The organism is Gottfriedia acidiceleris (assembly GCF_004138285.1).
Taxonomy (GTDB): domain Bacteria; phylum Bacillota; class Bacilli; order Bacillales; family Bacillaceae_G; genus Gottfriedia; species Gottfriedia acidiceleris_A.
The window spans coordinates 652,669-678,308 of sequence record NZ_SCFN01000001.1 but is presented as its reverse complement, the minus strand read 5'-3'; the positions used below and the strand labels follow the sequence as shown (position 1 = coordinate 678,308).

The following is a 25,640-nucleotide window of genomic DNA, read 5'->3' as shown; positions in this document are numbered from 1 at the left end:
TAGCCCTTCTTTCATTCATACAAAGCAATAAGATTAAAGTTTAGTACTCAAATTTAACTTATTATCAATTTGAGAAGCTGCTTTTAACGTATTATGAAGTAGCATTGTAATTGTCATTGGACCTACCCCACCTGGTACCGGAGTAATATAACCAGCAATATTTTTTACATCTTCAAAATTTACGTCTCCACATAATTTGCCATTTTCGTCTCTATTCATGCCGACGTCAATCACAATTGCTCCCTCTTTAACATAATCAGCTGTAATTAATTTAGCTACACCAATTGCAACAATTAAAATATCAGCTTGCTTTGTAATATTTTTTAGATTAGTTGTACGTGAATGTGTATAAGTAACCGTAGCATTTTCGTTTAAGAATAGTTGCCCAACTGGTTTCCCTACAATATTACTACGTCCAATAACAACGACATGTTTACCACTAATCGGAATATTTGTATTTTCTATTAATTTTAATATACCAAAAGGAGTACAAGGTAGTAATGAATCTTGATTAGTCATCATTCTTCCAATATTAATTGGATGAAATCCATCAACATCTTTTAATGGAGAAATTGTTTCAATTACTTTCTTTTCTGAGATATGAGCAGGTAATGGCAACTGAACTAAAATACCATGAATTGACTGATCATCGTTTAATTTGTTTACTACGGATAATAACTCATCTTCAGTAACTGTTTCAGGTAATTCAATTACTTCAGAATACATCCCTAATTCATTACATGCTTTATGCTTCGAATTCACATATGTTCTTGAAGCAGAATTATTTCCAACTAAAACAACTGCTAAACCTGGTGTAACACCTTGATTTTTTAATTCTGAAACACCATTCTTTAATTCCTCACGAATTGATACTGAAACTTCTTTACCATTAATTAATGTTGCTACCATTTTAGTTTCCCCCTATGCATATAAACAATCTATCTATTTAGAATTTTGATAATACCGCATTGATAAATTTACTAGAATCATCATCACCGTAAACTTTAGCAATTTCAATCGCTTCATTGATTGTTACACTTTTTGGAACATCCTCTAAGTATTTTATTTCGACTAGAGCGATTCTAAGGATATTGCGATCAACGTTGCCTAAACGATCAATCGTCCAGCTTTCGATATTTGAAGCTAATTGCTCGTCAATCACTTCTTTATGACTAACAAAATTTGTTACAATCGCCTCTAAAAATGCATCTTGTTTTTCTTCAGCTTCTTCTAATACATGCTCTAATGCATCTGAAGCATTCGCTTCACTTAAATCCATTTGGAATAATGTTTGTAATGCAAGTTCCCTTGCTTTTCTACGTTTCATCAAAATAATAAACTCCTTTAAGCTAAATTCATCATTCGTTGCATAGGTAATAACGAATTCTAATTTGTTTAGTAACACGTTATTTTACCATTTTTTTTAATAAGTTCCAACGACTGTCTGTATTAACTCCAATTTTTATTATTATTAACGTTTCTAAGCAAACTCAATACTTTAAACTGTTTTCTACATTTTAACTTAAAATCCAATAAAATAACAGAATAATGTTTGTGTTTTTTAAAAAAAAATTCCTTTTTCTTACTTTAAAATAATATTTATACACCAAAACACGAACATTAAAATAGATAGATTAAGAAAATGCGGGATTAAAGGGGGTGTAAAAGATTTTTAAGAAATAAAAAAACTTTATAACTAAAACCATATTTTATTGTCTTTCCTGTCCTTCCTGACTCCCAAGCCATTCATGTTCCAGTATGCTGTATAAATAAGTGTCTCTCCAGCCGTCTCTTAATAATAAATCTTCACGCATTTTACCTTCTAAATTTAATCCGCATTTTTCAAGTACTTTTGCTGATGCAATATTTCTAACATCACATGTCGCAAATATTCGATGAAGCTTAAAATTTTTAAATCCAAATGAAATTACTTCTTTAGTTGCTTCACTAGCAAATCCCATCCCCCAATAGTTCGGATGAATTATATACCCTATTTCACCTATTTGATTAATTTCATCCCTAATATTAAACTCGATTGATCCTATTAATTCATCGGATTCCTTTTCTATTATTGCAAATGCAAATCTAGTCCTATTTATTTGTTTCATATCTTCTAGTATGTTTTGAATGAATTCCTTAGTCTCACTTTCTGTATTCGGTCCCCAAGGCTGAAATTGACATACAACTAATTGCGATGCATATTTATGTACTTGTTGCCAATCGCTTTCAACAAATTCGCGTAAGTTTGTTCTATTTGTGCTCAAATTTAAAATCATATCGTCACCTATTTCTATTTCATTTATAAATAAATTTTAACACAATTCAAAATAGTTAATAAAAACAGTTACATAAGAACTTCATAAAACTTTAAAGACTGTCCTTACTTCTTATCTAGCAAAACAAAAAAAGAGCCTCTATTAGATAGAGACTCTTTTTATAATATTAAAGTTCAATTGGAGCTTCTTGCTCAGGTTTCGTATCGAATTGAACTCCTACTACGTGAACATTTACTTCAGATAATTCAAGACCTGTCATCGTTAATAATGCTTGACGAATATTGTCTTGTACATTACCTGCTACAGTTGGGATTGACTTACCAAATTTAACTAGAATGTATACATCGATTGTAATTCGATCCTCTGATAAATCAACTCGGACACCTTTACCGTGATATTTCTTACCGATAATTTCAGAAATACCAGATGCTAGGTTTCCACGCATGCTTGAAACACCTTCAACTTCAGCAGCTGCAATACCAGCAATTACTTCGATTACTTCAGGTGCGATTTCTACTCGACCTAATGTCGCAGTACCCATTTCTAAAATTTGATTTTCGTTCATACAGATCCCTCCACTTTATCCTTTAACAAGCGCATGCTCCTCAAGGAATTTAGTATTATACTTCCCTTTTACGAAGATTTCATTTTGCAATAAATTTAAATGGAATGGAATTGTTGTGTAAATTCCTTCTACCACAAATTCTTCAAGTGCTCTTATCATTATAGCAATTGCTTCTTCTCTTGTCTTGCCATGCACGATAACTTTCGCAATCATTGAATCATAATATGGCGGAATTGTGTACCCGCTATATACAGCAGAATCAACACGAACATTCGGACCACCTGGTGGTAAATACGTAATGATTTTACCAGGAGACGGCATAAAGTTCTTATCTGGATTTTCAGCATTAATACGACATTCAATTGACCATCCTTTTAAAGATACGTCTGATTGAGTTATTTTTAATGGATGACCTTTAGCAATTAATAATTGTTGCTTAATAAGATCAATACCAGAAATATATTCAGTTACAGGATGCTCAACTTGAATACGTGTGTTCATCTCCATAAAGAAGAAGTTTTTAGTATGTGGTTCATAAATAAACTCAACAGTACCAGCACCCCAGTAATTTACTGCTTCAGCTGCACGAACAGCTGCTTGACCCATTTTTTGACGAGTTTCTTCGTCTAAAACAGGAGATGGAGCTTCTTCTACTAATTTTTGAAGACGACGCTGAATTGTGCAATCACGTTCTCCAAGATGAATCGTATTACCATGCTCATCTGCTAAAACTTGAATTTCAACATGTCTAAAATCTGTTATATATCGTTCAAGATACACACCCGGATTACCGAAAGCTGTTTGAGCTTCTTGTTGAGTGATTTGTATACCTTTTTCAAGTTCGATTTCATCTTTTGCTACACGGATTCCTTTACCTCCGCCACCAGCTGTAGCTTTGATAATAACTGGATAACCGATTTCTGCAGCAATCTTTTTACCATCTTCTATACTTTGAATAATACCTTGTGAACCAGGTACAACAGGTACTCCTGCTTCTTTCATTGTTTCACGAGCAACGTCTTTTGTACCCATTCTAGAAATAGAATCAGCCGTTGGTCCAATGAATTTCACATTGCACTCTGTACATAATTCTGCAAAACTAGCATTTTCTGATAAGAAACCATAACCAGGATGGATTCCGTCACAACCAGTTAATTTTGCAATACTAATGATATTAGTCATATTTAAATAACTATCTTTTGATAATTTAGGACCTACACAATAAGCTTCATCAGCCATTTGAACATGTAATGCTTCTTTATCTCCTTCAGAGTAAATAGCAACTGTTTCAATATTTAATTCTTTACATGCTCGAATAATTCGAATGGCGATTTCTCCTCGATTCGCTATTAAAACCTTTTTCATTTCTTCACCTTCTCTAGTAAAGTACTGTTAATTTTGTAGATATTAGGCCTTTACCAAGAATAATGGTTGACCGTATTCTACTAATTGACCATTTTTAGCAAGTACTTCAACGATTTCGCCTTCAATTTCAGCTTCAATTTCATTAAATAGCTTCATTGCTTCAACGATACAAACGATTGAATCGTTTTTAATACGATCGCCTATTGATACGTATTCTTTTGCATCAGGAGATGGAGATGCGTAGAATGTACCTACCATCGGTGATGTAATCTTATGTAAGTTACTTGTATCTTCTTTTTCCTCTACAGGTGCAGCAACTTCTGCAGCAACTGGTCTTTCTAAAGTAGCAACTGGAGCAGATGTAACTACAGGAGCTAACTCTTGGTGTGCAACTGGAGATGTAACTACAGTTGTTTGTCCACCTTTTTTAATTTTAACGATAGCACCATTATCCTCAAATTCGAATTCATTTATTGTTGATTGATCGATTAACTTAATTAACTCTCTAATTTCATGAATTTTCATTCTGTTCACCCCTTAAGACATATAGTCTAATCTTATAACCTAATACTAAACTTTTCAACAAATTATTTTAACCAAAGTAATTCCTAATTATTTTTAGCCATTTTACAAGGAATATTTATATATTATTCCTTACCAAAAATAATTTAATATAAACTATTATAACAGGGAAAACCAAAGACAGAAAGTGAATAGGAATTAGGAATAATCCTAAAATTCACATTAATTATTTATAAGCTTATTAAAAAAAATGAAGAGGGACTGTCCTAAATTCGAATCACTAGAATAACCAACACTTTGAGAACATTATATATAAACTCCGAACTATGTATGTCCATTAAAAAACGAGGGGTCCATGAGACACCCTCGTTGTTCATCAACTTATTTAACTTGGAATTTTACTACTACTAATTTTTCACCTAAGACACTTCTTGTCATTTGAATGATGTCATTCGCTGCTTTTCTGCTTGGTTTTGCTGATGTTACATCTACTTTTACTTCATCTTTGTCAGAACGAACTAGTGCATCTTTATAGCCAGCTTCTTTAATCATAGTTTCTACATCTGATTCTAATGCAGTTAATTTTTGAAGTTCGTTCATATTAGTGAATGCTTCACTCTTCTCTTGTGCTGATGCAGTTGCTGAGTCAACAGTAGCTTTATATTCATCAATTAATTGACTTCTTTGATCTTCTTGTTCCATACGTTGTTTTAAGAATACTTCACTAGTAGAATTTTCTTGAGAAGCAGTTTCTTTATCGTTTTGTTTAGAAGTATCTGAGTTTTGTTTAGAAGTATCTGTTTTAGAATCTGTTTTCTTAGTATCTTTAGGAGTTGAGTCTAAAGAATCTGTATTTGTACTATTATTCATGTTCATAAAACTTGTTGTTTTTAAATTATCAGGTGTCGTAACATAATAAACTGATAATACAACTACTAAACTTAACATTGTTAATAACCAAATTGTTTGTTTTTTCATTTAACTTTTACCTTCTTCCTCTTATTTTTTTGGTTGTACAGAGACACGATAGCTTGGAACATCAAGTAATCGTGTAACAGCTTCTCTAATCATTTGTTTAATTTCTAGATTTTGTGCACCTTTGGCTACAATTAAGACTCCTCTAATTCTTGGCATTTCAGTCTCGACTACTACTGGTTCTTGTTTATCTCCGTTATCAATAATGACTACTTGCTCTTCTTGAGATTGATCATCAATATTTCGTGTTCCACCTTGTTTATCTGTTTCATCAGTTTCTTGAGTACGGTTTGTTTTATTTGTTTGGTAGACTTTCTTTTCACTACCTTCAAGATTTACTTCTACTTTTACATTACTTACACCAGCCATATTATTTAATGTGTCTGTAAGCTGCTGCTCGTATTTTTTTTCAATTTCTTCTATTTTGTTCGATGAGGATTTTCCACCACCACTTCCAAGAGTCTCAACAGCTTGTTCATTATTTTTTGGTGTTCCACTCGTTTCTGTCGAAATAGGTGAAAGCATTGAATTCGTTTTTTGATTTGTATTAGCAAATAGACTGCTTGCAATCATCCAACAAATCCCGAGTCCCAGTAGAGCTAGTACATATTTTCTCGTCAGTTTAAATGGACTTTTTTCTTTGTCAGAAGAGGTTTTGTCATCGCCATTTCCTTTTAGAAAGTCTGCTAATTTTATTGGTGGAATCTTTTTCTTCATTTGTCATTACTCCCCTCCTTCCATTTTGACTTCGATTTGCTTGTCCTCAAGCTCCCATTTATTTGCTAAAAAAGTTTGTAACTCTTGTTGTTTAATTTTTTCATCGTCTGTCTGAACTGGCTGATCGGTATTAATTGATACTTCTTGAACAGGTTCTACATTGCTTGTCTCATCTTTTTTAGGTCCTACGTAAACGATTACTTTAGAAAGATCTTGAGCTGTTTTTACTGTATTAACTCCATCTTTTACTTGTAAATCCACATTTGTAATGACCTGTTCAAATTCTTTTGTAAAGCTTTTTTCAACGTCCTTTTTCATTTGGACAGCCATTTGTTTTAATATATATGCACGTTCTGCTTCTTGTATTTCATTTTTCTTATTATTTATTTCATTTTTTATTTCGCCATTTGCTTCATACGTTTTAGACTGGTACCCAGCTAGCACTTCTTTTATATTTACTCTGAATAATTGAAAAATTGGTTGGAGCATCATGACAATTAATAATAGACTGGCTACAAATCGTACATATTTTGCTAAGCCGGTATTTGGAATTAACATCATAATGACGGTTGCAACTAATATATAGACGATAATATTTGAAACCCAGTGTATAAAGAACCCCATTTTTCCACCTACCTAAACATGACGACAATGTTTCCTGCCGCTATTATTAAAGTCATACTTAAGAAAAACATTAATGAAACAATTGATAAACAAACGAATAAATAAGTTACACTTTTTCCGATCGTATCAATCGTGCTAATGATATTTTTACTTCCAACTGGTTGTAAAATCGCCGCTGAGAATTTATAAATTAAAGCTAAAACTAATATTTTAATAGCTGGGAATACAACGATTGCTAATAAAGTTACTAACCCTACAATCCCAACTGTATTTTTTAATAATAAAGATGCACTAATAACTGTATCTGTAACGTCTGCAAAAACTTTCCCAACTACCGGAACAAAATTACTTGTTACAAATTTAGCTGTTTTTACTGCTACCCCATCCGTTACTGCAGTCGTTAGACCTTGTACACTTAATACCCCTAAAAAAATAGTTAAAAAGATTCCTAGTACACCTACAGCAACATTTCTTATTAAAGAAGCTAGTTTTGTCACCTTTAACTCATCATTTATAATGCTTACAATACTTAAAATTGTAGATACAAGAATTAAAGGTAGTACAAAATACGTCACTAGTAATCCACTTGTATGCATTAAAAATATTAAGATTGGATGGAAAACGCCAACAGATATGACACCACCTGATGTCGCAATCAAAGCTAGTAAAATAGGTATTAATGCTCGTAAAAAATCAATCATGACTGTAATTGCATCTTGGGTGGCCTGCGTGGCAACATAGAAACTATTTAATGCAAAAACTACTAATACTAAAAAAACAACATTATCAGCAATCTTACTGACCGTACTCTTCTCAAATGCATTTTGTAATGATTGGAGTAAAGAACTAAAAATTACTAACATAATTAAGATCCCTAATATTTTTCCATTACTTAATAACTCAAAAAATATATATTTAGCAAATGCAATAAACCATTCTTGCAATGAAAATTTCTTTTCTCCCTTAACAAATTGGATAAAGTCCCCTTTTTGACTTTCTGGTAAAAAACCACCATATTGATGAACAACTTCATCCCAATACTGTTGAACTTCATCGATCCCTAACTTTTGTATTTGTTCATTTACTATTTCAGCAGGTGGAGGAGCAGCTTGTACAATTCTTGGTACTAAAAAAAAGAGAGTAAAGAAAAGAAGAAAAACTTTCATCCTTTTTGACATAATGTCCTCCTTTCCTTACATCTAAGAAATTTTTGGTAAAAAACTTAAAATTGTTTCAATTAAAGCTGTTAAAATCGGTACTGCAAGAACCAAAATGAGTACTTTGCCCCCTAATTCAATCTTAGAAGCAATTGCCCCTTGTCCTGCATCTTTCGTAATTTGAACTCCAAATTCAGCTATGTATGCGATCCCAATTATTTTTAATAAAGTTTCAACATACACATTTTTAATACTCGCTTGATTTGCTAGTTTTTGAATTTGATCTAATAAGAATTGCACCTTATCTAATAAAAATAAAAATAAGACACAGCTTATAAAAACAGTTATTGCTAAAGTAAAATTATTCATTTTAAATTGATTTAATAAAAGAATGACAAATGTAGCGGCTAACCCAATGCCAACAATTTGGATGATTTCCAAAGACTCTCACCCCTAATCTAATGAAATAGAAATACATCCCTAACTTTATTAAATAGATCACCAGCTTTAGTGATAACTTGAAGAAATACGATAATGAATGCAGTAATAATCGTCCAAGTAGCAAACTCTTCCTGTCCGGCTTTTTTTAAGACCGCATGGATAATTGCAGCAATTACTCCAATCCCAGCTATTTGAAACATCAGTGCATAATTTGTAATCAATTTAAATTCCTCCTACAAGAGTAATATAACGATTAATATTCCACTTAAAACGCCTAGCATTTTAGACATTCGTTCATAACTGCCCTGCGAATCGATTGCTTCCTGCTCTTCTCTTTCCAAATGTTTTAATGCTAAAATGATTTGTTTTTGTTGTGAATATTTATCATGCATACCAATCGTCTCACCAAACTGTAATAATACTTGTAAGTCAGACTCTTTAATCGAGACAGTTTTAGCATATTTCAGTAATGAATTTTCCCAGGCTTCTTTCGCTGAAAATGCACTCGTTTCAAGTTGAATTGCAAAATCCTGTAAACAACTATTAATCGGTCCTTTTAATTGACTCGAAATTCTTCTAAACGCTTCTTGCAGTGGCAATTGACTATACATGACCTCTGCTTCAAGAGATTGGAGAGCTAACTTCCAGCCCCTTAATTCTTTTGTCCGTTCTGATAATCTACCTGCAAAATAAAATCCAAGCCAGCTTGTTGAAAAAATGATAATAAGTGCTCCAATCCACCTCATCTAAAGCACCGCCCTCGGATGAAATAAACTAGTACAATCCTTATTTTTAATATCCGTAACAGTACCAGGTGACGGGAAATTTGAAATTTCAATAAATCGTTCAAATGTCCCATTTTGAAACAAAGGCAAAAGAGAAGGGCGTTTTCTTATTTCTTCTAGTGAATAGCCATGGACTGTCACTATTAATTGAACACCGGCATAGATTGCTTCTAAAATTGCATCTACATCTTCCTTTTTTCCAATTTCATCCACAAGAATGACGTGAGGACTCATCGACCTTACAAGCATCATCATTCCTTCAGCCTTTGGACACGCATCTAATACATCAATCCTCTCACCAAATGTATATTGAGGTACCCCTTTAACTGAACCTGCTATCTCAGATCGCTCGTCAACAATACCAACCTTCCCAGGTCTTATTCCCCTTATGGCATCACCTTGACTCACCACTCTTGCAAAATCCCTAAGTAATGTTGTTTTCCCTGCTTGTGGCGGGCCAATCAGCATCGTGTTTTTCCATCTTCCTTCATAAACATACTTTACAAATGGACTAGCTATTCCTACTTTTTCTTTTGCAATACGAAAATTATAAGAACTAATATCTCGAATCATTTTAACCATTCCGTTTTCGGTTACAACACGACCAGCTAACCCGACTCGATGCCCACCTTTAATTGTGATATAGCCTTTTTTCAATTCTTCCTCAATCGTATAAATTGAAAATTGACTTAACTTTCCAAGAATTTGCCCGCCTTCTTCTTCTGTTAGGATATAAGGTATAAAATTTGACTGATTATTAGAAATCACTTCAACTGGACGCCCGATCCTTAACCTTAATTCCTCTACTTGATGTAGGTCTCCATATGAACGCTGTAGCTTTTCTTTTATTAATGTAGGCAATACGTTGAAAACCTCTTCCATAAAAGGTCACATCCTATCATTTAAAAACTGCCAACAATATTAAAAACACACCACAAACTACTAAAACTAATCGAATAGGATCTAATTTAGATGCCACACCTATAATTCCAATAGCCATTGTTGAAATGAGGATAATAGGTCCGACAGTTGCCAAAACACTATTTACTGCTAATGCTTTCTTAATGTCGTTTAAATACAAAATTGTAAAAGCAGCAATCAATTCTACACTTCCACCAAAAACTCTGAGCATTCCCATACTTAGAACGGCTCGATCCATTGAGTCAATCCAATCCTTCATAGCTACACACCTTTTTTCATTCTTTTTTATTACTAATATGCTGAACATGTCCATTTCAGAAGACAAACATTAATTAGAAGGCACAAAAAAGAGAGAAGCCGTATAACTTCTCTCTTCAGACTTGCTTATGTATGGTTGATGTGTAATTGAAAAAGTAAAAATATGAAAATTACTTACTCATGACAGGTTCATGAGTAATTATTAAGAATAATCTTGACAATCACTTACTCATAAAGGGTTCATGAGTATTTATCAAAGCAGGAACGAGGAGGCTCAGGACCGGCTCCATGGATAGCGAGCATCCTGAATGGAAATCAATATGACTATACCTAATATTAAGGCAGACAAACTTTCTTCATTGTTTAAATATAAGATTCTCAAGCCAGATTAAAATATAATATAAACAAAAAAGATTATAACCATAATAACTTGCAATACCGCTTTTGCTAATGAGCTACTAATGAAAGAAACAACTGTTGCCCATGCAGATTTTATCGACTCTTTCGTATTCTTCCCTTGTAATTTCTCAGCTATAAAAACAGAAATGAATGGGACAATAATTAAGCCAAAGGGAGGAAAAACAAACGAGCCAACGATTACAGCTAAGCAACCTACTCTTTCACCAGTTTTTGTACTGCCGTATTTTTTAAGAAAATATTTATTAGCCAAAATATCCGCTAAGAAAATAACAGCTGTAAAAATCAGCATAATAATCCAAAACGACATATTTAAATTACTTTTATTAATACCAAAGTAATAAATTAAAAACCCTACCCATAATACTGGTACACCTGGAATTATTGGTTTGATTAGCGCAATAAACGCCAATGCAAAACAAATGATAATCAATGTCCAAAGAACAATTGATGTAACCATTTAATCACCCTTACTTGTTTAAATTTGTTAATAAGAAAAAAGAGACACTATTTAAATAAGTGCCTCCATTTTTACATTTAATTAAGATTTTGCACGTGAAACGTAGCTAGCTTCAGTTGTGTTAATAATTAAAACTTCGCCTTCATTAATGAAGATTGGTACTTGTACTACTAAACCAGTTTCCATTGTAGCTGGTTTTGTAACGTTAGAAGCAGTATCACCTTTAATACCTGGTTCAGTTTCAACTACTTTTAGATCAACTGTGTTTGGTAATTCAACACCTAAAATTTCACTTTCAAAAGTCATGATATAAACTTCCATATTTTCTTTAAGGAATTTTAATTCACGTTCAATATTTGCTTCTGGTAATTCAATTTGCTCATAAGACTCATTGTCCATGAATACATGTTGGTTACCATTAGCATATAAATATTGCATTTTACGGTTTTGAATATGTGCTTTTGCTACTTTCTCACCAGCACGGAATGTTTTTTCTTGTACAGCACCTGTACGTAGATTACGAAGTTTTGAACGTACGAATGCAGCACCTTTACCCGGTTTAACGTGTTGGAAATCGATTACTTGCCAAAGTCCACCGTCAGTTTCAATTGTTAAACCTGTACGAAAATCGTTTACTGAAATCATTAAATATCCTCCTAAAAAATGAAATGATTCTATAAGTATGTATTGTGTAAAAAAAGAACCATTTCTCTTACCATGAATTTCTTTTACAACTTTATATCATAAAGTAAAATACGCTTTTTGTGTAGTTCTAATTTCTAATCTAATGAAAACTTATAAAATGATTAGATTTTTTGGTGAAGACATTAAGTTTTCGTTACCACCAGTTTTAACGATTAAATCATCTTCTATACGAACTCCACCTAGATTTGGAATATAAATACCTGGTTCACAAGTTACGATCATATTTGGCTCTAATACTGTATCAGAACGGAATGATACGCCAGGTCCCTCATGTACTTCTAAACCAATACCATGGCCAGTTCCATGTCCATAATATTCTCCATAACCTTTTTCCGTAATATAATCACGAGTTAAAGCATCAGCTTCTTTACCTGTAATTCCTGCTTTAATCCCGTTAACACCACGTAATTGAGCTTCAAGAACAATATCATAAATTTTCTTCAAATCAGAATGAGGCTCACCAACAGAAACTGTTCTAGTCATATCTGATACATAACCTTTATAGTATGCTCCAAAATCTAACGTTACAAAATCACCTGTTTCAATTACTTTTTCAGATGCTACACCGTGAGGAAGAGCAGAACGCGTACCAGAAGCAACGATTGTATCAAATGATGATGAAGTAGCTCCTAATTTACGCATAAAAAATTCTAATTCATTCGATACTTCTAATTCAGTAACACCTGGACGGATAAAACCTAAAATATGATCAAAAGCAGATTCCGCAATTTTAGTAGCTTCCTTAATGATTGAAATCTCTGCATCAGTTTTAATTAAGCGCAATTTTTCAATTAAACCACTTACAGGAACTAATTCTGCTTTTACTACTTTGCGGTAAGAACCAAATTCTGTAAACGTAACATGATCTTGTTCAAACCCAAGTTTTGATACGCCAAATTTATCTGTTAAAGCTGCAACTTCAGCTGGAATTGAACCTTCATGTTTAACAATCTCATAACCTTCACATTGGCTAGTAGCTTGTTCAATATAGCGGAAATCAGTAATGAATAAAGCTTTGTCCTGAGTAATTAATGCAACACCAGCAGAACCTGTGAAGTTCGTCATGTAACGTCTGTTGTATGTACTAGTAACTAATAATGCGTCTAATCCTTTTTCTACTAAAGCTTCACGTAACTTTTTAATTTTTTCCATTGTTTTTCTCTCCCCTACTAATCTTTTTTAACGCACTTAAACCTAAATCATATCCATACACACCTAAACCAACGATTTGCCCTACAGTTACTGCAGCTAAAACTGAAGTATGTCGGAACTCTTCTCTTTTATGTATATTTGAAATGTGTACTTCAATTGTTGGAACGGTAATACTTGCAATTGCATCACGAATTGCATAACTGTAATGAGTAAATGCGCCAGGATTAAACAGAATCCCATCATAAACATTATTTGCAGCATGCAGTTTATCGATTAATTCACCTTCATGATTCGATTGAAAGCAATCAATCGTATCCCCATTTTCATGTGCAACCGATGATAAATGATCCTCAATATCCTTTAATGTAGTTGAACCATAGATAGAAACTTCTCTCTGACCGAGCATATTTAGATTAGGTCCATTCAATAATAAAAACTTAGCCATTTTAAAAGTCTCCACCCATCATTTTTTGCATATTTATCCCAAACAAACATATCTTGGAATACCCAAGGTTTATTTTATCATAGGCCAGACTATTTTGAATAGCCACGCAAATATGCCTTTTGCTCTTGAAATGCAAAAGAAACAGAATATGCAATAAAAGTTCCGTATAAAATGAATAAACAGATTGTAGTAACTGTCGTATCAGACGAGTAATCCTTAATTGCTTTTAAATCGAATGCTACTTTACCAAGAAGAATAAAAACAATAACCCAAAGGAGCAATCCAAAAAATATACCTGGAAGAACTCCGTTAAATTTTCTACCGATAAAATAAAATATAAACGCAATAATGATTGAAATAATCCCTATACCAACTATAGAAATTAAGTTTTCAACATTACCATTTGCCCATTTTCCAAGTTTGATTCTTTCAAAAACAAAATTTGGACCAATTTGAGTAAAGTCAAAATAACTAAGAACTAACAAAACAGTAGACCAAAATATACCACCGAAAAACCCAATACTTACAATCTTATTAAAGTGCTTATTCCCGCTCGATCCAGTCTGACCACCTTGCACTTGATTTTCATTTTGATTTTGACTTTGATCATCTTGATTTTGAACTTGGTTTTGATTGTTTTCTTTACCCTGCATATCCTTTTCTTGTTCTTGATCCTGACCTTGCTTCTTTTCTTGTTCTTTATCTTTTTCCTGCATTTAACATTTCCCTTTCCATACATTGCTAAATATCTCTGAGTATTATGTCCAACAAAGAAATTTTTAATGTGATTTCAAATCTTTATTAGAAAATTAAAAATATTATGATTATTATTTAGATTTTCCTACTTCTTACTTGCACCATTATTATGCTTACATTTACAATAGATAGTAATAGATAAAAAACAAGTTTAGGTTGGTGCAACATGAGAGAGAAAAATAAAGCAGTTTATGGGGGGCAAGCAATCGTAGAGGGCGTAATGTTTGGTGGCAAAACACATACAGTCTCTGCTATCCGCAGGTCAAATGAAGAAATACAATATTATGAAGAACCGATACATATAAATCGGACAATGCAAAAATTAAAGAAAATTCCTTTTGTCCGTGGTGTAGTCGCGATTATACAAGCAAGTATTAATGGATCCAAGCATTTAAATTACTCAACTGAAAGATACGGGATTGATCCAAAAGATGATGAGAAAATTGCAATTGAGCGTGAAAAACAAAAAGGTACGCTTGCAACTTATCTCGGACTTTCATTACTAGCCGTTTTATCCTTTTTAGTTGGTAAAGTTATTTTTACACTTGTACCGGTTCTACTGGCAGCAACATTGAAACCAATATTTGAAACCGATTTTCAACAAGTCATAATAGAAAGTATCTTAAAACTAGCTTTTTTATTAATTTATATTTACTTAGTCTCCTTGACTCCATTTATAAAAAGAGTATTTATGTATCACGGTGCCGAGCATAAAGTGATTAATGCATATGAAAACAATATTCCTTTAACGATTGAAGGAGTACAATCACAATCTCGACTTCATTATCGTTGTGGAAGTAGTTTTATCCTATTTACTGTAATTGTTGGTATGTTCATATACTTCTTAGTTCCAACAAGCCCACTATGGCTAAGAATTGTCGATCGACTTTTATTAATTCCAGTCGTTATAGGCGTTTCGTTCGAAGTTCTACAATTAACAAATAAAGTTCGAAATATTCCTATATTAAGATGGGTAGGTTACCCTGGATTATGGCTTCAATTATTAACAACTAAAGAGCCATCTGATGATCAAGTTGAAGTTTCAATCGCTTCATTTAACCGACTTTTAGAAGTGGAAAAAAATAACAAGATATAATTGACAGAATTTTGTAAAAAATATCAACTTATTGGATAAAATGTAATAAACTATAAGAAACAATATTTTTTCTAATACATTTAATAACTAATTTACTCTTCACATAGGAGGTGCTTAAAAGTGAATCAAAAAGTGTACACATCAATATTTTATGGAATAATAGCATTAGCACTTTTTGGCTTAATTGCTCAGTTGATAAACGATCCAGCAAAATTATTACAACGGTTTTTGTTTATTGGATTAATCCTTTTAATTATTTATTTTATTTATAGAGTTTTTTCATCTTCAAACAGCCAAAGAAGCCAGCAAGACTCCTATCGTAAGGCTGCAAAACAAACTATAAAAAAATATAACACACAAAAATCTAGCTCGTTTAAAAAATCGATTAACAAATCAAAGCCCACTTCAAGAAAAAGTACCTCCACACCTTTGTTAAAAAAACGAACAAAGGATGCAAGTCACTTAACTGTGATTGAGGGTGAAAAGGGCAAAAAGAAAGACCGTGCTTCCTACTAAGCACGGTCTTTTTAATTATTTGAATTCGATTGGGTTTCATTCGACTTTTGAATATCTTTTAATGCTTCGATTCGATTTTTATCTTCTTCAAAGAACTGAACTAGTTCTCCAATTCGATCAATCGCTTCCCAACTCATATGATGTTCCATTCCTTCAACATCTTGATAAATTAAGTTTTCATCCACACCAATAATTCTTAAGAATTGCTCAAGTAATACATGGCGATAGACAAGTCTTTTTCCCATCTTTTTACCTTTTTGCGTTAGGATTAATCCTCTATATTTTTCATAAATTAAGTAATCGTCTTTATCTAGTTTCTGTACCATTTTGGTTACTGACGATGGGTGTACAGATAATGCTTCGGCAATATCAGATACACGAGCATACCCTTTATCTTCAATTAAAAGGTAAATTTGTTCAATATAATCTTCCATACTAGGTGTGGGCATGTTCTTCCTCCAATACACTCATTCAAACTTTATTCCGTTACAATAAGCATCAATTAAAATGATACAACACATAAACCAAAAGTGCAATTAACATGAACTCATTTAAATGTTAATAGATCATCATTCTGTATAAGAGTATGATGAAAATAATAATAGTGTACCTATAAAATAGATACACTTCATTATGTAAAATATTGAATTTCTCCATTAGGAAAATACTTTTTTATATAACCCGAAATGGTCTCTTCAATTGAAGCAGCTTCTTCTTTTTGATAAACATATTTTCCAATTCCATATTTCCCCCATTTATATTTCCTTTTCTCTTCATCCATTTCAAGTTTAGTATTAGGATACCTCTCTAAAATCACCTTTTTGGCAGGCTTAGTAAAACGGTGCTGTATAAGTTCAAATGTCATCTTCTCATTTGCCAATTCACCTAATGCATCCTTTAATCGAATAAAAAGCTCCTCATAGCCCTCTTCCCAATCTTCATGCATATAAATAGGTGCAACAATAAATCCAAATGGATATCCTGCATATGCAACTTTTTTCGCGGCTTCTATTCTCTCATCAAATGAACCAGTTCCAGGTTCAAAGTTTTTGATAACATACCTAGAATTTATACTGAATCTAAATGTTGTTTTTCCATTATGTTTTGCATCAAGTAAATGATCTACATGTGGAAATTTCGTTACAAATCGTAATCGACCATATTCTGTTTCACCAATAAATTCAATCGTTTTCTTAAGTGAATGTGTTAAATAATCTATGCCAACAATATCAGAAGTACAGGCAGCTTCAAACCTTGTGATCTCAGGCTCGCGTTCCTTCATATACTTCTGGGCTTGCGCAAAAATATCTTCTAAATTTACATATACCCGAATATATGGCTTAGAACCAAGGGTTGTTTGTAAGTAGCAATAATGGCAATGCCCCATACAGCCTGTAGCTAGAGGAATTGCATATTCCGCTGAAGGTTTAGATGTTTCAAACTTTAAAGTCTTACGCAACCCAACAACTAAAGTTGACTTGGCAATCCGATATTTTTCCACATCATTTTCACCTGGTAAATTTCGAATTTGATTATGAGATGTTGTTTCTCTTATTTCTAAACCCATCTGCTCAAATTTCTCCTTTAATTCCTTACCTAATGGATACTCTAAAGCTTGGGGCTCGAAATAAACAAGCTTTGGTAAAAAAGGCTTCATATAATCTACTCCTTCTCCACATTTTGATTAGTATTAACCCCGATAATAATTAAAACAGTGGAAAAGGTAGGAAGTTCTCTTATGATACTCCTTTAGGACATCGAAATTTTTTCCGTTGATGCCTACTATAGACCGGTTCATTTGCACTCTTACATCTTTTATAAACATCTTCACCCACACTCAATGCAAAAAAAAGAAAGCCATAAAGGCTTTCAATAAAAAACTATATACTACTTACGTAAATTCCATTCCTCAGTACTATATTTTGTAGCAGCTAAATCCTGTACTTCCTTCTCTTGAGCCTCTGTTAATTCATAAGGCACCAACTCGATATCTAAGCCAATTTCGAAGCCTTTTTCAAATGCTTCATACAAGTCAGCCATTGTTTTAGGAGTATTACTTTCTGCATTGATCCATGTTGCACGATCTAAGAATCGTTTTTTCATTCTCTCTCTCACTGCGTCTGAAGAGAAAATATATAAGTCATATAACATATCAACATCAATATTTAAAGGAATTGAACCGTGCTGAAGAATTGAGCCCTTTTGTCTCGTTTGAGCACTTCCAGCAATTTTTTTATCATTTACAACAACTTCATACCATGAAGGCGCATCAAAGCAAACGGCACTTGCTGGGTTTTTTAATTGATTTTTTTCTTCAGCAGTTTTTGGTACAGAAAAAGAAGCATCTAAACCAAGTAGCTTGTACCCTTCTAAAATTCCCATTGAAATCACTCGATATGCTTCTGTAACTGACACAGGCATATTTGGATAGCTTTCTGGGACAATTACGCTATAAGTTAATTCATCGTGATGAAGTACGCTTCTTCCACCAGTTTGGCGTCTTACGAAATCACCATTGTATTTTTTTAATGCTTCTAAACTTATTTCTTGGTTTTTTTGGAAATATCCGATGGTTACAGTAGGATTTTCCCATTCATAGAAACGCAGTGTCGGAAGAAAACCTTCTTCACTTTGCCACTTGATTAAGCATTCATCAAGAGCCATATTATAGCTACCTGATTTTACTCCGCTATTAATAAAATTCCACTTTGTCTTTGTCATGTTGAAAATCTCCTCATTTTTCGATAAATTTTTACTTTTTTAATGAAAGTTTCTTGCACAATCCTACTAGAGAATTATAATAAGATAAGTAGGTAATTGAAAGGTGTTGAAAAATTTGAGTCAGTTTTTACCAATAATTTTTGTCGTACTAGGTATCATTGTATACTCAACAGTTATGTATTTCTACCAAAAACGTTTAATTAAAACGTTATCTGAGGAAGAATTTCGTGCTGGCTACCGTAAAGCTCAGCTAATTGACTTACGTGATCAAGAAGATTTTAAGAACGGCCATATATTAGGTGCTCGTAATATTCCGTTCGCACAATTAAAAACGCGTTCAAAAGAAATTCGTAAAGATCAGGCAGTCTATTTATATGATCAAATGGGCGTACGTCCAGGACAAGCTGCACGTATTTTACGTAAACAAGGTGTAACAGAACTTTACCAACTTAAAGGCGGCTACAAACTTTGGTCTGGTAAAATAAAAAAAGGATTATAATCCACATTTTAATTCAAATGAAAAAACTACTTCATTTTGCGAAGTAGTTTTTTGTGTTTTATGTAAAAGTCATAAAAACCAAGATAAATCTAATACTCACTATTCTTTATGAGTATTTGGTTTAGCGTATTTCTCGCCTTTTGTATCTACCTTTATTGACTCGATGATAACTGGAGTAACAGGTTTTTCCATTGAATCCACTTCCACTGCGTCAATTTTCTTAACAATATCGATTCCTTCTGTCACTTTACCAAATGAAGCATATTGCCCATCAAGGTCAGGTGTATCGTTTGCCATTATGAAAAATTGACTTCCAGCACTATTTGGATCACCAGTTCGTGCCATAGATAGTACACCTGTTGTATGTTTTAAGTTATTTTTAAAGCCGTTTGACGTAAATTCTCCATCAATTGCATATCCTGGACCACCGCCACCAGTTCCCTCAGGGTCACCACCTTGAATTACGAAGTCTCTAACAACTCGATGGAATGTTAATCCATTATAAAATCCTTTGTTTGCCAGTGAAATAAAATTATCTACTGTGTTTGGTGCGATATTAGGATATAATTCAGCTTTAATGACACCATAATCCTTTACCTTTATTGTTGCTATTGGTAATTTCCCATGTTTTTTACCATTTGCAGATTTTTCATTATTGTTACCACATGCTGCTAATAAGCTGATTGTTAATACAAGACAGCTTATTAAAATTGCTCTAATCGATCTTTTTAACATTTTTTCTTCTCCCCTCTTTCATTTTTTAGTTTACCAAATTTGACCATGTATTTTCTATAGTTTCGAAAAATTGGGAATTTTTACACAGACCGAGTTAGTTCACTTAAATATAAATAAACTGCTATTCAAATTAGAATTGAATAACAGTTTCCTTTAATTGATTTATCCAACTCGTTTAGATGGTTCCTCGATTTTATTTTTTGCAAATGGAAACCACCAATTCCATTTTCCAAATAATTGCATTAAACTAGGAACTAAAACTAAGCGAACGATTGTGGCATCCAAGAAAATGGCTATAGCAATGCCGATTCCCATCTGTTTAACAGGTACCATATCCGTAAAAGCAAATGCTCCTGTAATAACAATCATAATGGATGCCGCTGATGTGATAATACGGCTCGTCGATACTAACCCTTCTCTTGTTGAATAAGTATTATCTCCCGATTCATAATATAGCTCTTGCATTCTCGACATTAAAAATACTTCATAGTCCATACTTAAACCGAAAACTAATCCAAAAACAAACACTGGCAAAATCAACATGATATCAGATTGAGGTAAACCAAAATTACCACCTTGGAATAGCCAAGTAATGATTCCAAACGTTGCACTTAAAGATAATACATTCATTAATATCGCTTTAATTGGAATGATAATGGACCTAAACGCAATCATTAATATGACAAAAGTACTAACCATAATCACAAGTAAACCGTATACCATATTATCTGAAATCTCATCAAATAATTCTTGTTCAAATTTCACTTGACCACCGACAGTATAATCAAGTCCTTCAATTTTCCCATTATATTTATCCTCAAAATCTCTTACCCATTGTTTACCTTTTTCTGATTTAGGATCAGAATTCAAGAATACTTGAATATAAGTTTTATTCTTTTTAATATAGGCATCAATCGCAGGCTGAATTTTTGATGCGTTTGGAGATTTCAAAGCAGGTAATAATTGCTGAGCGTTTAAATTAACTGCATTCAACACACTTTTAACTTCATAAACATTTTTGTCATCTTCAAGCTTTTTCTGTATCTTATCTAATGCGTTTACATTATTTTGCTTTAAAAAATTATTATTGGATTCTAGTACAATTGAGATCGTTCCATGTTTTTGAGCTTCCGGAAGAAAAGCTTTTTGATATTTTTCATAATTAATTCTCGACGTTGCATCCTTTGGTAACGCATCAATTGTCGGTATATTTAGGTGCACATCCCTGATTGGAATGACGAAAAGATCTAAAATGATTAATGATGTTAGTGCCATGATGATTGGTCTTTTCATAACGAAATTTGCAAATTTTCTCCAAACTGCTTGTTGCTGTTCTTGGCTTCGATTCGCAATCGATTTTAACGTACCTTTATTAATATTTTTACCAAGAGCTGAAAGTACTGCTGGTAATAGAGTTAATGATAAAAATAAACTAACTAATACAACAACTGCACCACTTATTGCAACACTTCTAAATAGATCAATATTTATAATGTACAGGGCTGATAATCCGATAAATACACAAATACCAGAAAAAATAATCGCTCTACCTGCAGTTGCAAACGTTACGCTAATTGCCTCTTTCACTGATGAATGATTCTGTAATTCAGTTTTATAACGGCTTACGAATAATAGGGCAAAATCGATTGATAATGCTAATCCAATCATCGGTGCAACATTTAAGACAAAGATTGATAAATCAACATGCTTACCTATAAAGAATAAAATACCAAATGTACTTAATATACTAATCATACCGATTATGATTGGAATAGCAGATGCGACTAAACTTCCAAATGCAAAAAATAGAACGATAAATGCAATCGGTACACCAATCATTTCTGCTTTCTTTAAGTCTTCTTGACTAGTTTTATTCATTACATCACTAATGATTGTAAATCCAGTTGTTCCTACCTTTACTGTATCGTCTGAAAATGACTCTACTTTTTTTGCAAATTTATTGTTTAGATCAACAAGTTTATCGTGATCTTTCTCATTGTATAAAAGAGATAAGTAGGCAATATTATCTTTTTTCATACCCGGATTCATTAGAGGGTGATGAAATTGTTTTATATTTTTTTCTTTTTGAACTTCCTTCACAATCCGTTCAATATCAGATTGGAATTCGGCGTTAGAGGCACCCTTTTTTCTCTCAAGTAATATGATGAGTGAATCTGGCGATTGTTCAAATTCTTTTTCTAGTACATTCTTAGCTTTTTCATATTCTCCAGGTGTCCTAAAACCATCTCCATCTAAAATGCCAGGTAATTGCTTCGAATAAATACCTAGAATGATTGAAAATACAGCTAAAATTGCAATTACAATATATCGGAATTGATAAATCGATCGACCCACCTTTTTCCAAGCACTATTTTCACTTACTGTACTTTTCATTTTTCCACTCCTTATTTACATATCCTACCAATATCTTATCAAACTGATGTAAATTCGCCTATTGATATATATTTTGAGTCAGAAAATGTAACATTTTACCACCAAGTCGAATTAACTACCTCGATGCTAATTTACTTTTTCTTAATGTGTAAAAAAACGCCCATAATATAAATCAATTGATTTATATTAGAGCGTTAAAATTTTGAAACTATGATTGCAATGATGATTCCAATTAATGCTCCAACAACAACTTCATATGAAGTATGACCTACTAGTTCATTTAAGGCTTTATAATTTTTAATTCTTCCATGAAAAAAATCATTTAATAACTTTGCATGTTTACTAACTGCCAATCTTACACCTGAAGCATCATACATAATAATCGTAGCAAAAATTGCTGAGATTGCGAAAGTAACATTTTCAAATCCTTCTGTTAATCCAACACTTAATGCTAATCCAGTCACTGTTGAGGAATGTGAACTTGGCATACCACCAGAAGCAAAAAACTTAGATATATCAAATTCTTTTTCTTTAAATAAATGGATAATGACCTTTAAAAACTGCGCAATAAACCACGCTATAACAGCTGAAATTAATGGTTCGTTATGAAATATCGTCAAAAGGAACCTCCTTTAGGTGTAAATAATTATTATTCCATTATTATCTTTCTTAAATAAATGTATATTCATTAATAGCTTATAAGAACAAAATAATTTTTTCTAAATATTAAAATGCAAAACAGATTTTTAATGAATTATTTATAATATTGTTTTTTACTTATAATTTTCAACATTTGACATATATTGGAGAGCTTCAATCACATTATACAAAATTAAGAAATATATAAATTTTTAATAAATTATCATTTTTGAAATTGACAATCCATATAATTCTGATAGACTTAGTTGTAATTAAATTCTAGGAGGAAGCTCATGAGCCAAACCAACGACTTAAAACCCATCATTGAGGTCGTGGAATCGTTACTTAATGGTTTAAGATTTGGAACAATCACATTAGTCGTTCAAGATGGGAGAATTATTCAAGTAGAAAAGCAAGAAAAAATACGATTAAAGTAAATATGTTCCTGCTGACTAGAAAAACTAGAGGCAGTTCAAGTCTACGTATGAAAAATGTAGATTTGAGCTGCCTTTTCTTTTTAGGATAACTTGGCTTCTTTAGTCAATTGGAGGAAAAGAAAATGAGATTTGAAAATTGGAACGTGAAAAGCATTCCTGACTTTTCGATTGATAATGAAACAAAAGGTGCACTTGAAGTACTAGAGTGGGCCTACAAAACCTATGGTGATGGCCTAATTTATGCTTGTAGCTTTGGAGTTGAGGGAATCTTATTAATTGATTTAATTTCAAAAGTAAAGCCTGATGCAAAGGTTGTTTTCTTAGAGACCGGCCTACATTTCAAGGAAACTTATGAATTAATAGACCGCGTGCAAGCTAAATATCCAAGCTTACAAATAGAAAAGAAAACACCAAGTCTGACTTTAGAAGAGCAAGCAAGTATTCATGGAGATGAGTTATGGAAGCGTGAACCAAATAAATGCTGTAATATTCGCAAAATCTTACCACTTCAAGAAGCTCTAAAAGGTGCAAATGCTTGGGTTTCAGGCTTAAGAAGGGAACAATCTCCTTCAAGGCAAAAAACAGAATTTCTTAATCTAGATAATAAGTTCAACCTGGTAAAAGTTTGTCCCTTAATCCATTGGACTTGGAAGGAAGTTTGGCGATATGTATATTACAAAAATCTCCCATACAATCCATTACACGATATTGGGTACCCGAGTATAGGTTGCGAGGTATGTACATTACCTGCTTCAAATTCTTCGGATAGTCGCTCTGGTCGTTGGTCTGGATCACAAAAAACTGAATGTGGATTACATGATTAGTTGTCTATATTAGATGCTAAAAAACGAAAATTTATTCTTACTAACTATTAAAATAGGAAAATTTAAGGAGTGTTTAGAAATGAGTTTACCCCCTCATGGTGGAGTCTTAATTAATCGATTTAATCCAGAAGTTACTATTAAAGATGGTTTGAAGGAAATTCCCTTAGATTTAATTGCATTAAGTGATCTAGAGCTAATTGGAAATGGAGCTTATAGTCCACTTACTGGTTATTTAGGAAAAGATGATTATGAGCAAGTCGTAAGCACAATGAGATTAAAAGACGGGACTGTATGGAGTATTCCAATTACCCTTCCTGTGAGTGGACAAATAGCTAGCAATCTAAAACTAGGTGAACTAGTTAAACTAACTTGGGAAAATAATGTGTATGGCTTGTTAAAGATTGATGATATTTATACACCTAACAAATTACCTGAGGCACAGTTTGTTTATGGTACTACTGACACAAACCACCCTGGAGTAGCAAAAATGTATTCCCGTGGTGATGTTTATTTAGGTGGCGAAATAACTGTTATTAGACAAATTAATCGTACTCAATTCACTGAACATTATTTAAGTCCAAAAGAAACGAGAGAAAAATTTGCATCATTAAATTGGAAAAAAATAGTTGGATTTCAAACTCGTAATCCAGTTCATCGTGCCCATGAATATATTCAGAAAACCGCACTTGAAATTGTAGATGGCTTGTTCTTAAACCCATTAGTTGGAGAGACAAAATCGGACGATATTCCTGCAGAAGTCCGAATGAAAAGCTATAAAGTATTACTCCAAAACTATTATCCTACAGACCGTGTATTTTTAGCCGTATTCCCTGCCGCAATGCGATATGCAGGACCAAGAGAAGCTGTGTTCCATTCAATTGTTAGAAAAAATTACGGCTGCACACATTTTATTGTTGGTCGTGATCATGCTGGCGTTGGCAATTACTACGGAACTTATGATGCACAAAAAATCTTTCAAAAGTTTTCACAAGATGAATTAGGAATCTCTCTCCTATTCTTTGAAAATAGTTTCTATTGCTCAAAGTGCGAGAATATGGCATCGACCAAAACATGCCCGCATGGTAGTGAGCATCACGTAACATTATCTGGTACGAAGGTTCGTGAAATGCTAAAAAAAGGTGAAATTCCTCCTTCTGCTTTTAGTAGAAAAGAAGTTGTTGAAGTACTAATTGAAGGTTTAAAAGAACCTGAATCAATTTCTGTAGAATAGGAGAAAC

Annotated in this window: 32 protein-coding genes; 6 read left to right on the top strand and 26 right to left on the bottom strand. The window is 32.8% G+C overall.

Translation table 11 applies throughout. The annotated features are described in order from the left end of the window. Window positions 1-33 precede the first annotated feature (33 nt). From folD to EP747_RS03120, 20 genes are all read right to left on the bottom strand, one after another. Window positions 34-909, bottom strand: a complete 876-nt coding sequence (gene folD, locus EP747_RS03215) for a bifunctional methylenetetrahydrofolate dehydrogenase/methenyltetrahydrofolate cyclohydrolase FolD (RefSeq protein WP_129688495.1) — start codon at window positions 907-909, stop codon at window positions 34-36. A 37-nt stretch (window positions 910-946) separates the two neighbouring features. Continuing rightward, window positions 947-1,327, bottom strand: a complete 381-nt coding sequence (gene nusB, locus EP747_RS03210) for a transcription antitermination factor NusB (RefSeq protein ID WP_129688836.1) — start codon at window positions 1,325-1,327, stop codon at window positions 947-949. 382 nt (window positions 1,328-1,709) lie between these two features. Then, on the bottom strand, window positions 1,710-2,276 hold the full coding sequence (locus EP747_RS03205) for a GNAT family N-acetyltransferase (RefSeq protein ID WP_129688494.1): 567 nt from the start codon (window positions 2,274-2,276) through the stop codon (window positions 1,710-1,712). A 166-nt stretch (window positions 2,277-2,442) separates the two neighbouring features. Then, window positions 2,443-2,841 carry an Asp23/Gls24 family envelope stress response protein gene (locus EP747_RS03200; RefSeq protein ID WP_056475162.1) on the bottom strand — a complete coding sequence of 133 codons (399 nt, stop codon included), beginning with the start codon at window positions 2,839-2,841 and terminating at the stop codon, window positions 2,443-2,445. A gap of 15 nt (window positions 2,842-2,856) precedes the next feature. Further along, window positions 2,857-4,206 (bottom strand): acetyl-CoA carboxylase biotin carboxylase subunit, encoded by a 1,350-nt coding sequence (gene accC / locus EP747_RS03195; protein ID WP_129688493.1) that lies wholly within the window; start codon window positions 4,204-4,206, stop codon window positions 2,857-2,859. Between the two features lie 42 nt (window positions 4,207-4,248). Beyond that, window positions 4,249-4,731, bottom strand: a complete 483-nt coding sequence (gene accB, locus EP747_RS03190; protein WP_129688492.1) for an acetyl-CoA carboxylase biotin carboxyl carrier protein — start codon at window positions 4,729-4,731, stop codon at window positions 4,249-4,251. Window positions 4,732-5,109: 378 nt separating this feature from the next. Continuing rightward, window positions 5,110-5,706 (bottom strand): SpoIIIAH-like family protein, encoded by a 597-nt coding sequence (locus EP747_RS03185; protein WP_129688491.1) that lies wholly within the window; start codon window positions 5,704-5,706, stop codon window positions 5,110-5,112. Between the two features lie 21 nt (window positions 5,707-5,727). After that, window positions 5,728-6,420 (bottom strand): stage III sporulation protein AG, encoded by a 693-nt coding sequence (gene spoIIIAG, locus EP747_RS03180; protein WP_098428801.1) that lies wholly within the window; start codon window positions 6,418-6,420, stop codon window positions 5,728-5,730. Window positions 6,421-6,426: 6 nt separating this feature from the next. Next, complete coding sequence (gene spoIIIAF, locus EP747_RS03175; RefSeq protein WP_129688490.1) at window positions 6,427-7,044, bottom strand: stage III sporulation protein AF; 618 nt, start codon at window positions 7,042-7,044, stop codon at window positions 6,427-6,429. Between the two features lie 8 nt (window positions 7,045-7,052). After that, on the bottom strand, window positions 7,053-8,222 hold the full coding sequence (gene spoIIIAE / locus EP747_RS03170; RefSeq protein ID WP_129688489.1) for a stage III sporulation protein AE: 1,170 nt from the start codon (window positions 8,220-8,222) through the stop codon (window positions 7,053-7,055). A 21-nt stretch (window positions 8,223-8,243) separates the two neighbouring features. Beyond that, on the bottom strand, window positions 8,244-8,633 hold the full coding sequence (gene spoIIIAD, locus EP747_RS03165) for a stage III sporulation protein AD (RefSeq protein ID WP_069034314.1): 390 nt from the start codon (window positions 8,631-8,633) through the stop codon (window positions 8,244-8,246). Window positions 8,634-8,659: 26 nt separating this feature from the next. Beyond that, window positions 8,660-8,863, bottom strand: a complete 204-nt coding sequence (gene spoIIIAC / locus EP747_RS03160) for a stage III sporulation protein AC (protein ID WP_088072847.1) — start codon at window positions 8,861-8,863, stop codon at window positions 8,660-8,662. A gap of 12 nt (window positions 8,864-8,875) precedes the next feature. Continuing rightward, the gene (gene spoIIIAB / locus EP747_RS03155; protein ID WP_129688488.1) at window positions 8,876-9,388 is read right to left on the bottom strand and encodes a stage III sporulation protein SpoIIIAB; all 513 of its coding nucleotides are present in this window, start codon (window positions 9,386-9,388) and stop codon (window positions 8,876-8,878) included. After that, window positions 9,389-10,309, bottom strand: a complete 921-nt coding sequence (spoIIIAA, locus tag EP747_RS03150) for a stage III sporulation protein AA (protein ID WP_129688487.1) — start codon at window positions 10,307-10,309, stop codon at window positions 9,389-9,391. Window positions 10,310-10,325: 16 nt separating this feature from the next. Beyond that, window positions 10,326-10,607 (bottom strand): YqhV family protein, encoded by a 282-nt coding sequence (locus tag EP747_RS03145; protein ID WP_025672203.1) that lies wholly within the window; start codon window positions 10,605-10,607, stop codon window positions 10,326-10,328. A gap of 387 nt (window positions 10,608-10,994) precedes the next feature. Next, the gene (locus EP747_RS03140) at window positions 10,995-11,483 is read right to left on the bottom strand and encodes a DUF456 domain-containing protein (protein WP_069034083.1); all 489 of its coding nucleotides are present in this window, start codon (window positions 11,481-11,483) and stop codon (window positions 10,995-10,997) included. A gap of 81 nt (window positions 11,484-11,564) precedes the next feature. Beyond that, window positions 11,565-12,128, bottom strand: a complete 564-nt coding sequence (gene efp, locus EP747_RS03135) for an elongation factor P (RefSeq protein WP_056475139.1) — start codon at window positions 12,126-12,128, stop codon at window positions 11,565-11,567. Between the two features lie 150 nt (window positions 12,129-12,278). Continuing rightward, complete coding sequence (locus EP747_RS03130; RefSeq protein WP_129688486.1) at window positions 12,279-13,340, bottom strand: M24 family metallopeptidase; 1,062 nt, start codon at window positions 13,338-13,340, stop codon at window positions 12,279-12,281. Continuing rightward, on the bottom strand, window positions 13,327-13,785 hold the full coding sequence (gene aroQ / locus EP747_RS03125; RefSeq protein WP_129688485.1) for a type II 3-dehydroquinate dehydratase: 459 nt from the start codon (window positions 13,783-13,785) through the stop codon (window positions 13,327-13,329). The genes EP747_RS03130 and aroQ overlap by 14 nt, the downstream gene beginning before the upstream one ends. An 89-nt stretch (window positions 13,786-13,874) precedes the next feature. Further along, on the bottom strand, window positions 13,875-14,501 hold the full coding sequence (locus EP747_RS03120; protein WP_129688484.1) for a YqhR family membrane protein: 627 nt from the start codon (window positions 14,499-14,501) through the stop codon (window positions 13,875-13,877). A 206-nt stretch (window positions 14,502-14,707) separates the two neighbouring features. Between EP747_RS03120 and EP747_RS03115 the strand changes: the two genes are divergently transcribed. Then, complete coding sequence (locus tag EP747_RS03115) at window positions 14,708-15,637, top strand: DUF1385 domain-containing protein (protein WP_129688483.1); 930 nt, start codon at window positions 14,708-14,710, stop codon at window positions 15,635-15,637. A gap of 120 nt (window positions 15,638-15,757) precedes the next feature. Further along, window positions 15,758-16,153 carry an SA1362 family protein gene (locus EP747_RS03110; RefSeq protein ID WP_129688482.1) on the top strand — a complete coding sequence of 132 codons (396 nt, stop codon included), beginning with the start codon at window positions 15,758-15,760 and terminating at the stop codon, window positions 16,151-16,153. A gap of 11 nt (window positions 16,154-16,164) precedes the next feature. Here the strand turns inward: EP747_RS03110 and mntR are convergent, their stop codons facing one another. The 3 genes from mntR to EP747_RS03095 form a co-directional block, all read right to left on the bottom strand. Beyond that, window positions 16,165-16,602: a transcriptional regulator MntR gene (gene mntR, locus EP747_RS03105; RefSeq protein ID WP_129688481.1), complete on the bottom strand. Its 438-nt coding sequence runs from the start codon at window positions 16,600-16,602 to the stop codon at window positions 16,165-16,167. Window positions 16,603-16,784: 182 nt separating this feature from the next. After that, on the bottom strand, window positions 16,785-17,810 hold the full coding sequence (gene splB, locus EP747_RS03100) for a spore photoproduct lyase (RefSeq protein ID WP_129688480.1): 1,026 nt from the start codon (window positions 17,808-17,810) through the stop codon (window positions 16,785-16,787). Window positions 17,811-18,040: 230 nt separating this feature from the next. Further along, on the bottom strand, window positions 18,041-18,874 hold the full coding sequence (locus tag EP747_RS03095) for a lipoate--protein ligase family protein (RefSeq protein WP_129688479.1): 834 nt from the start codon (window positions 18,872-18,874) through the stop codon (window positions 18,041-18,043). Window positions 18,875-19,049: 175 nt separating this feature from the next. Here EP747_RS03095 and EP747_RS03090 point away from each other — a divergent pair, with 175 nt between their 5' ends. Continuing rightward, complete coding sequence (locus EP747_RS03090) at window positions 19,050-19,373, top strand: rhodanese-like domain-containing protein (RefSeq protein ID WP_082459617.1); 324 nt, start codon at window positions 19,050-19,052, stop codon at window positions 19,371-19,373. Between the two features lie 99 nt (window positions 19,374-19,472). Here EP747_RS03090 and EP747_RS03085 read toward each other — a convergent pair whose 3' ends face one another. The 3 genes from EP747_RS03085 to EP747_RS03075 form a co-directional block, all read right to left on the bottom strand. Further along, window positions 19,473-20,108 carry a peptidylprolyl isomerase gene (locus tag EP747_RS03085; RefSeq protein ID WP_129688478.1) on the bottom strand — a complete coding sequence of 212 codons (636 nt, stop codon included), beginning with the start codon at window positions 20,106-20,108 and terminating at the stop codon, window positions 19,473-19,475. Between the two features lie 162 nt (window positions 20,109-20,270). Beyond that, window positions 20,271-22,502 (bottom strand): MMPL family transporter, encoded by a 2,232-nt coding sequence (locus EP747_RS03080; protein WP_129688477.1) that lies wholly within the window; start codon window positions 22,500-22,502, stop codon window positions 20,271-20,273. A gap of 194 nt (window positions 22,503-22,696) precedes the next feature. Next, window positions 22,697-23,122: a divergent PAP2 family protein gene (locus EP747_RS03075; protein WP_235832732.1), complete on the bottom strand. Its 426-nt coding sequence runs from the start codon at window positions 23,120-23,122 to the stop codon at window positions 22,697-22,699. A 312-nt stretch (window positions 23,123-23,434) separates the two neighbouring features. Between EP747_RS03075 and EP747_RS03070 the strand changes: the two genes are divergently transcribed. The 3 genes from EP747_RS03070 (at window position 23,435) to sat (ending at window position 25,633) form a co-directional block, all read left to right on the top strand. Then, window positions 23,435-23,578 carry a YezD family protein gene (locus tag EP747_RS03070; protein ID WP_056475111.1) on the top strand — a complete coding sequence of 48 codons (144 nt, stop codon included), beginning with the start codon at window positions 23,435-23,437 and terminating at the stop codon, window positions 23,576-23,578. 122 nt (window positions 23,579-23,700) lie between these two features. Next, window positions 23,701-24,402: a phosphoadenylyl-sulfate reductase gene (locus EP747_RS03065; protein WP_129688476.1), complete on the top strand. Its 702-nt coding sequence runs from the start codon at window positions 23,701-23,703 to the stop codon at window positions 24,400-24,402. A 79-nt stretch (window positions 24,403-24,481) separates the two neighbouring features. Then, complete coding sequence (sat, locus tag EP747_RS03060) at window positions 24,482-25,633, top strand: sulfate adenylyltransferase (protein WP_129688475.1); 1,152 nt, start codon at window positions 24,482-24,484, stop codon at window positions 25,631-25,633. Window positions 25,634-25,640: the final 7 nt, after the last annotated feature.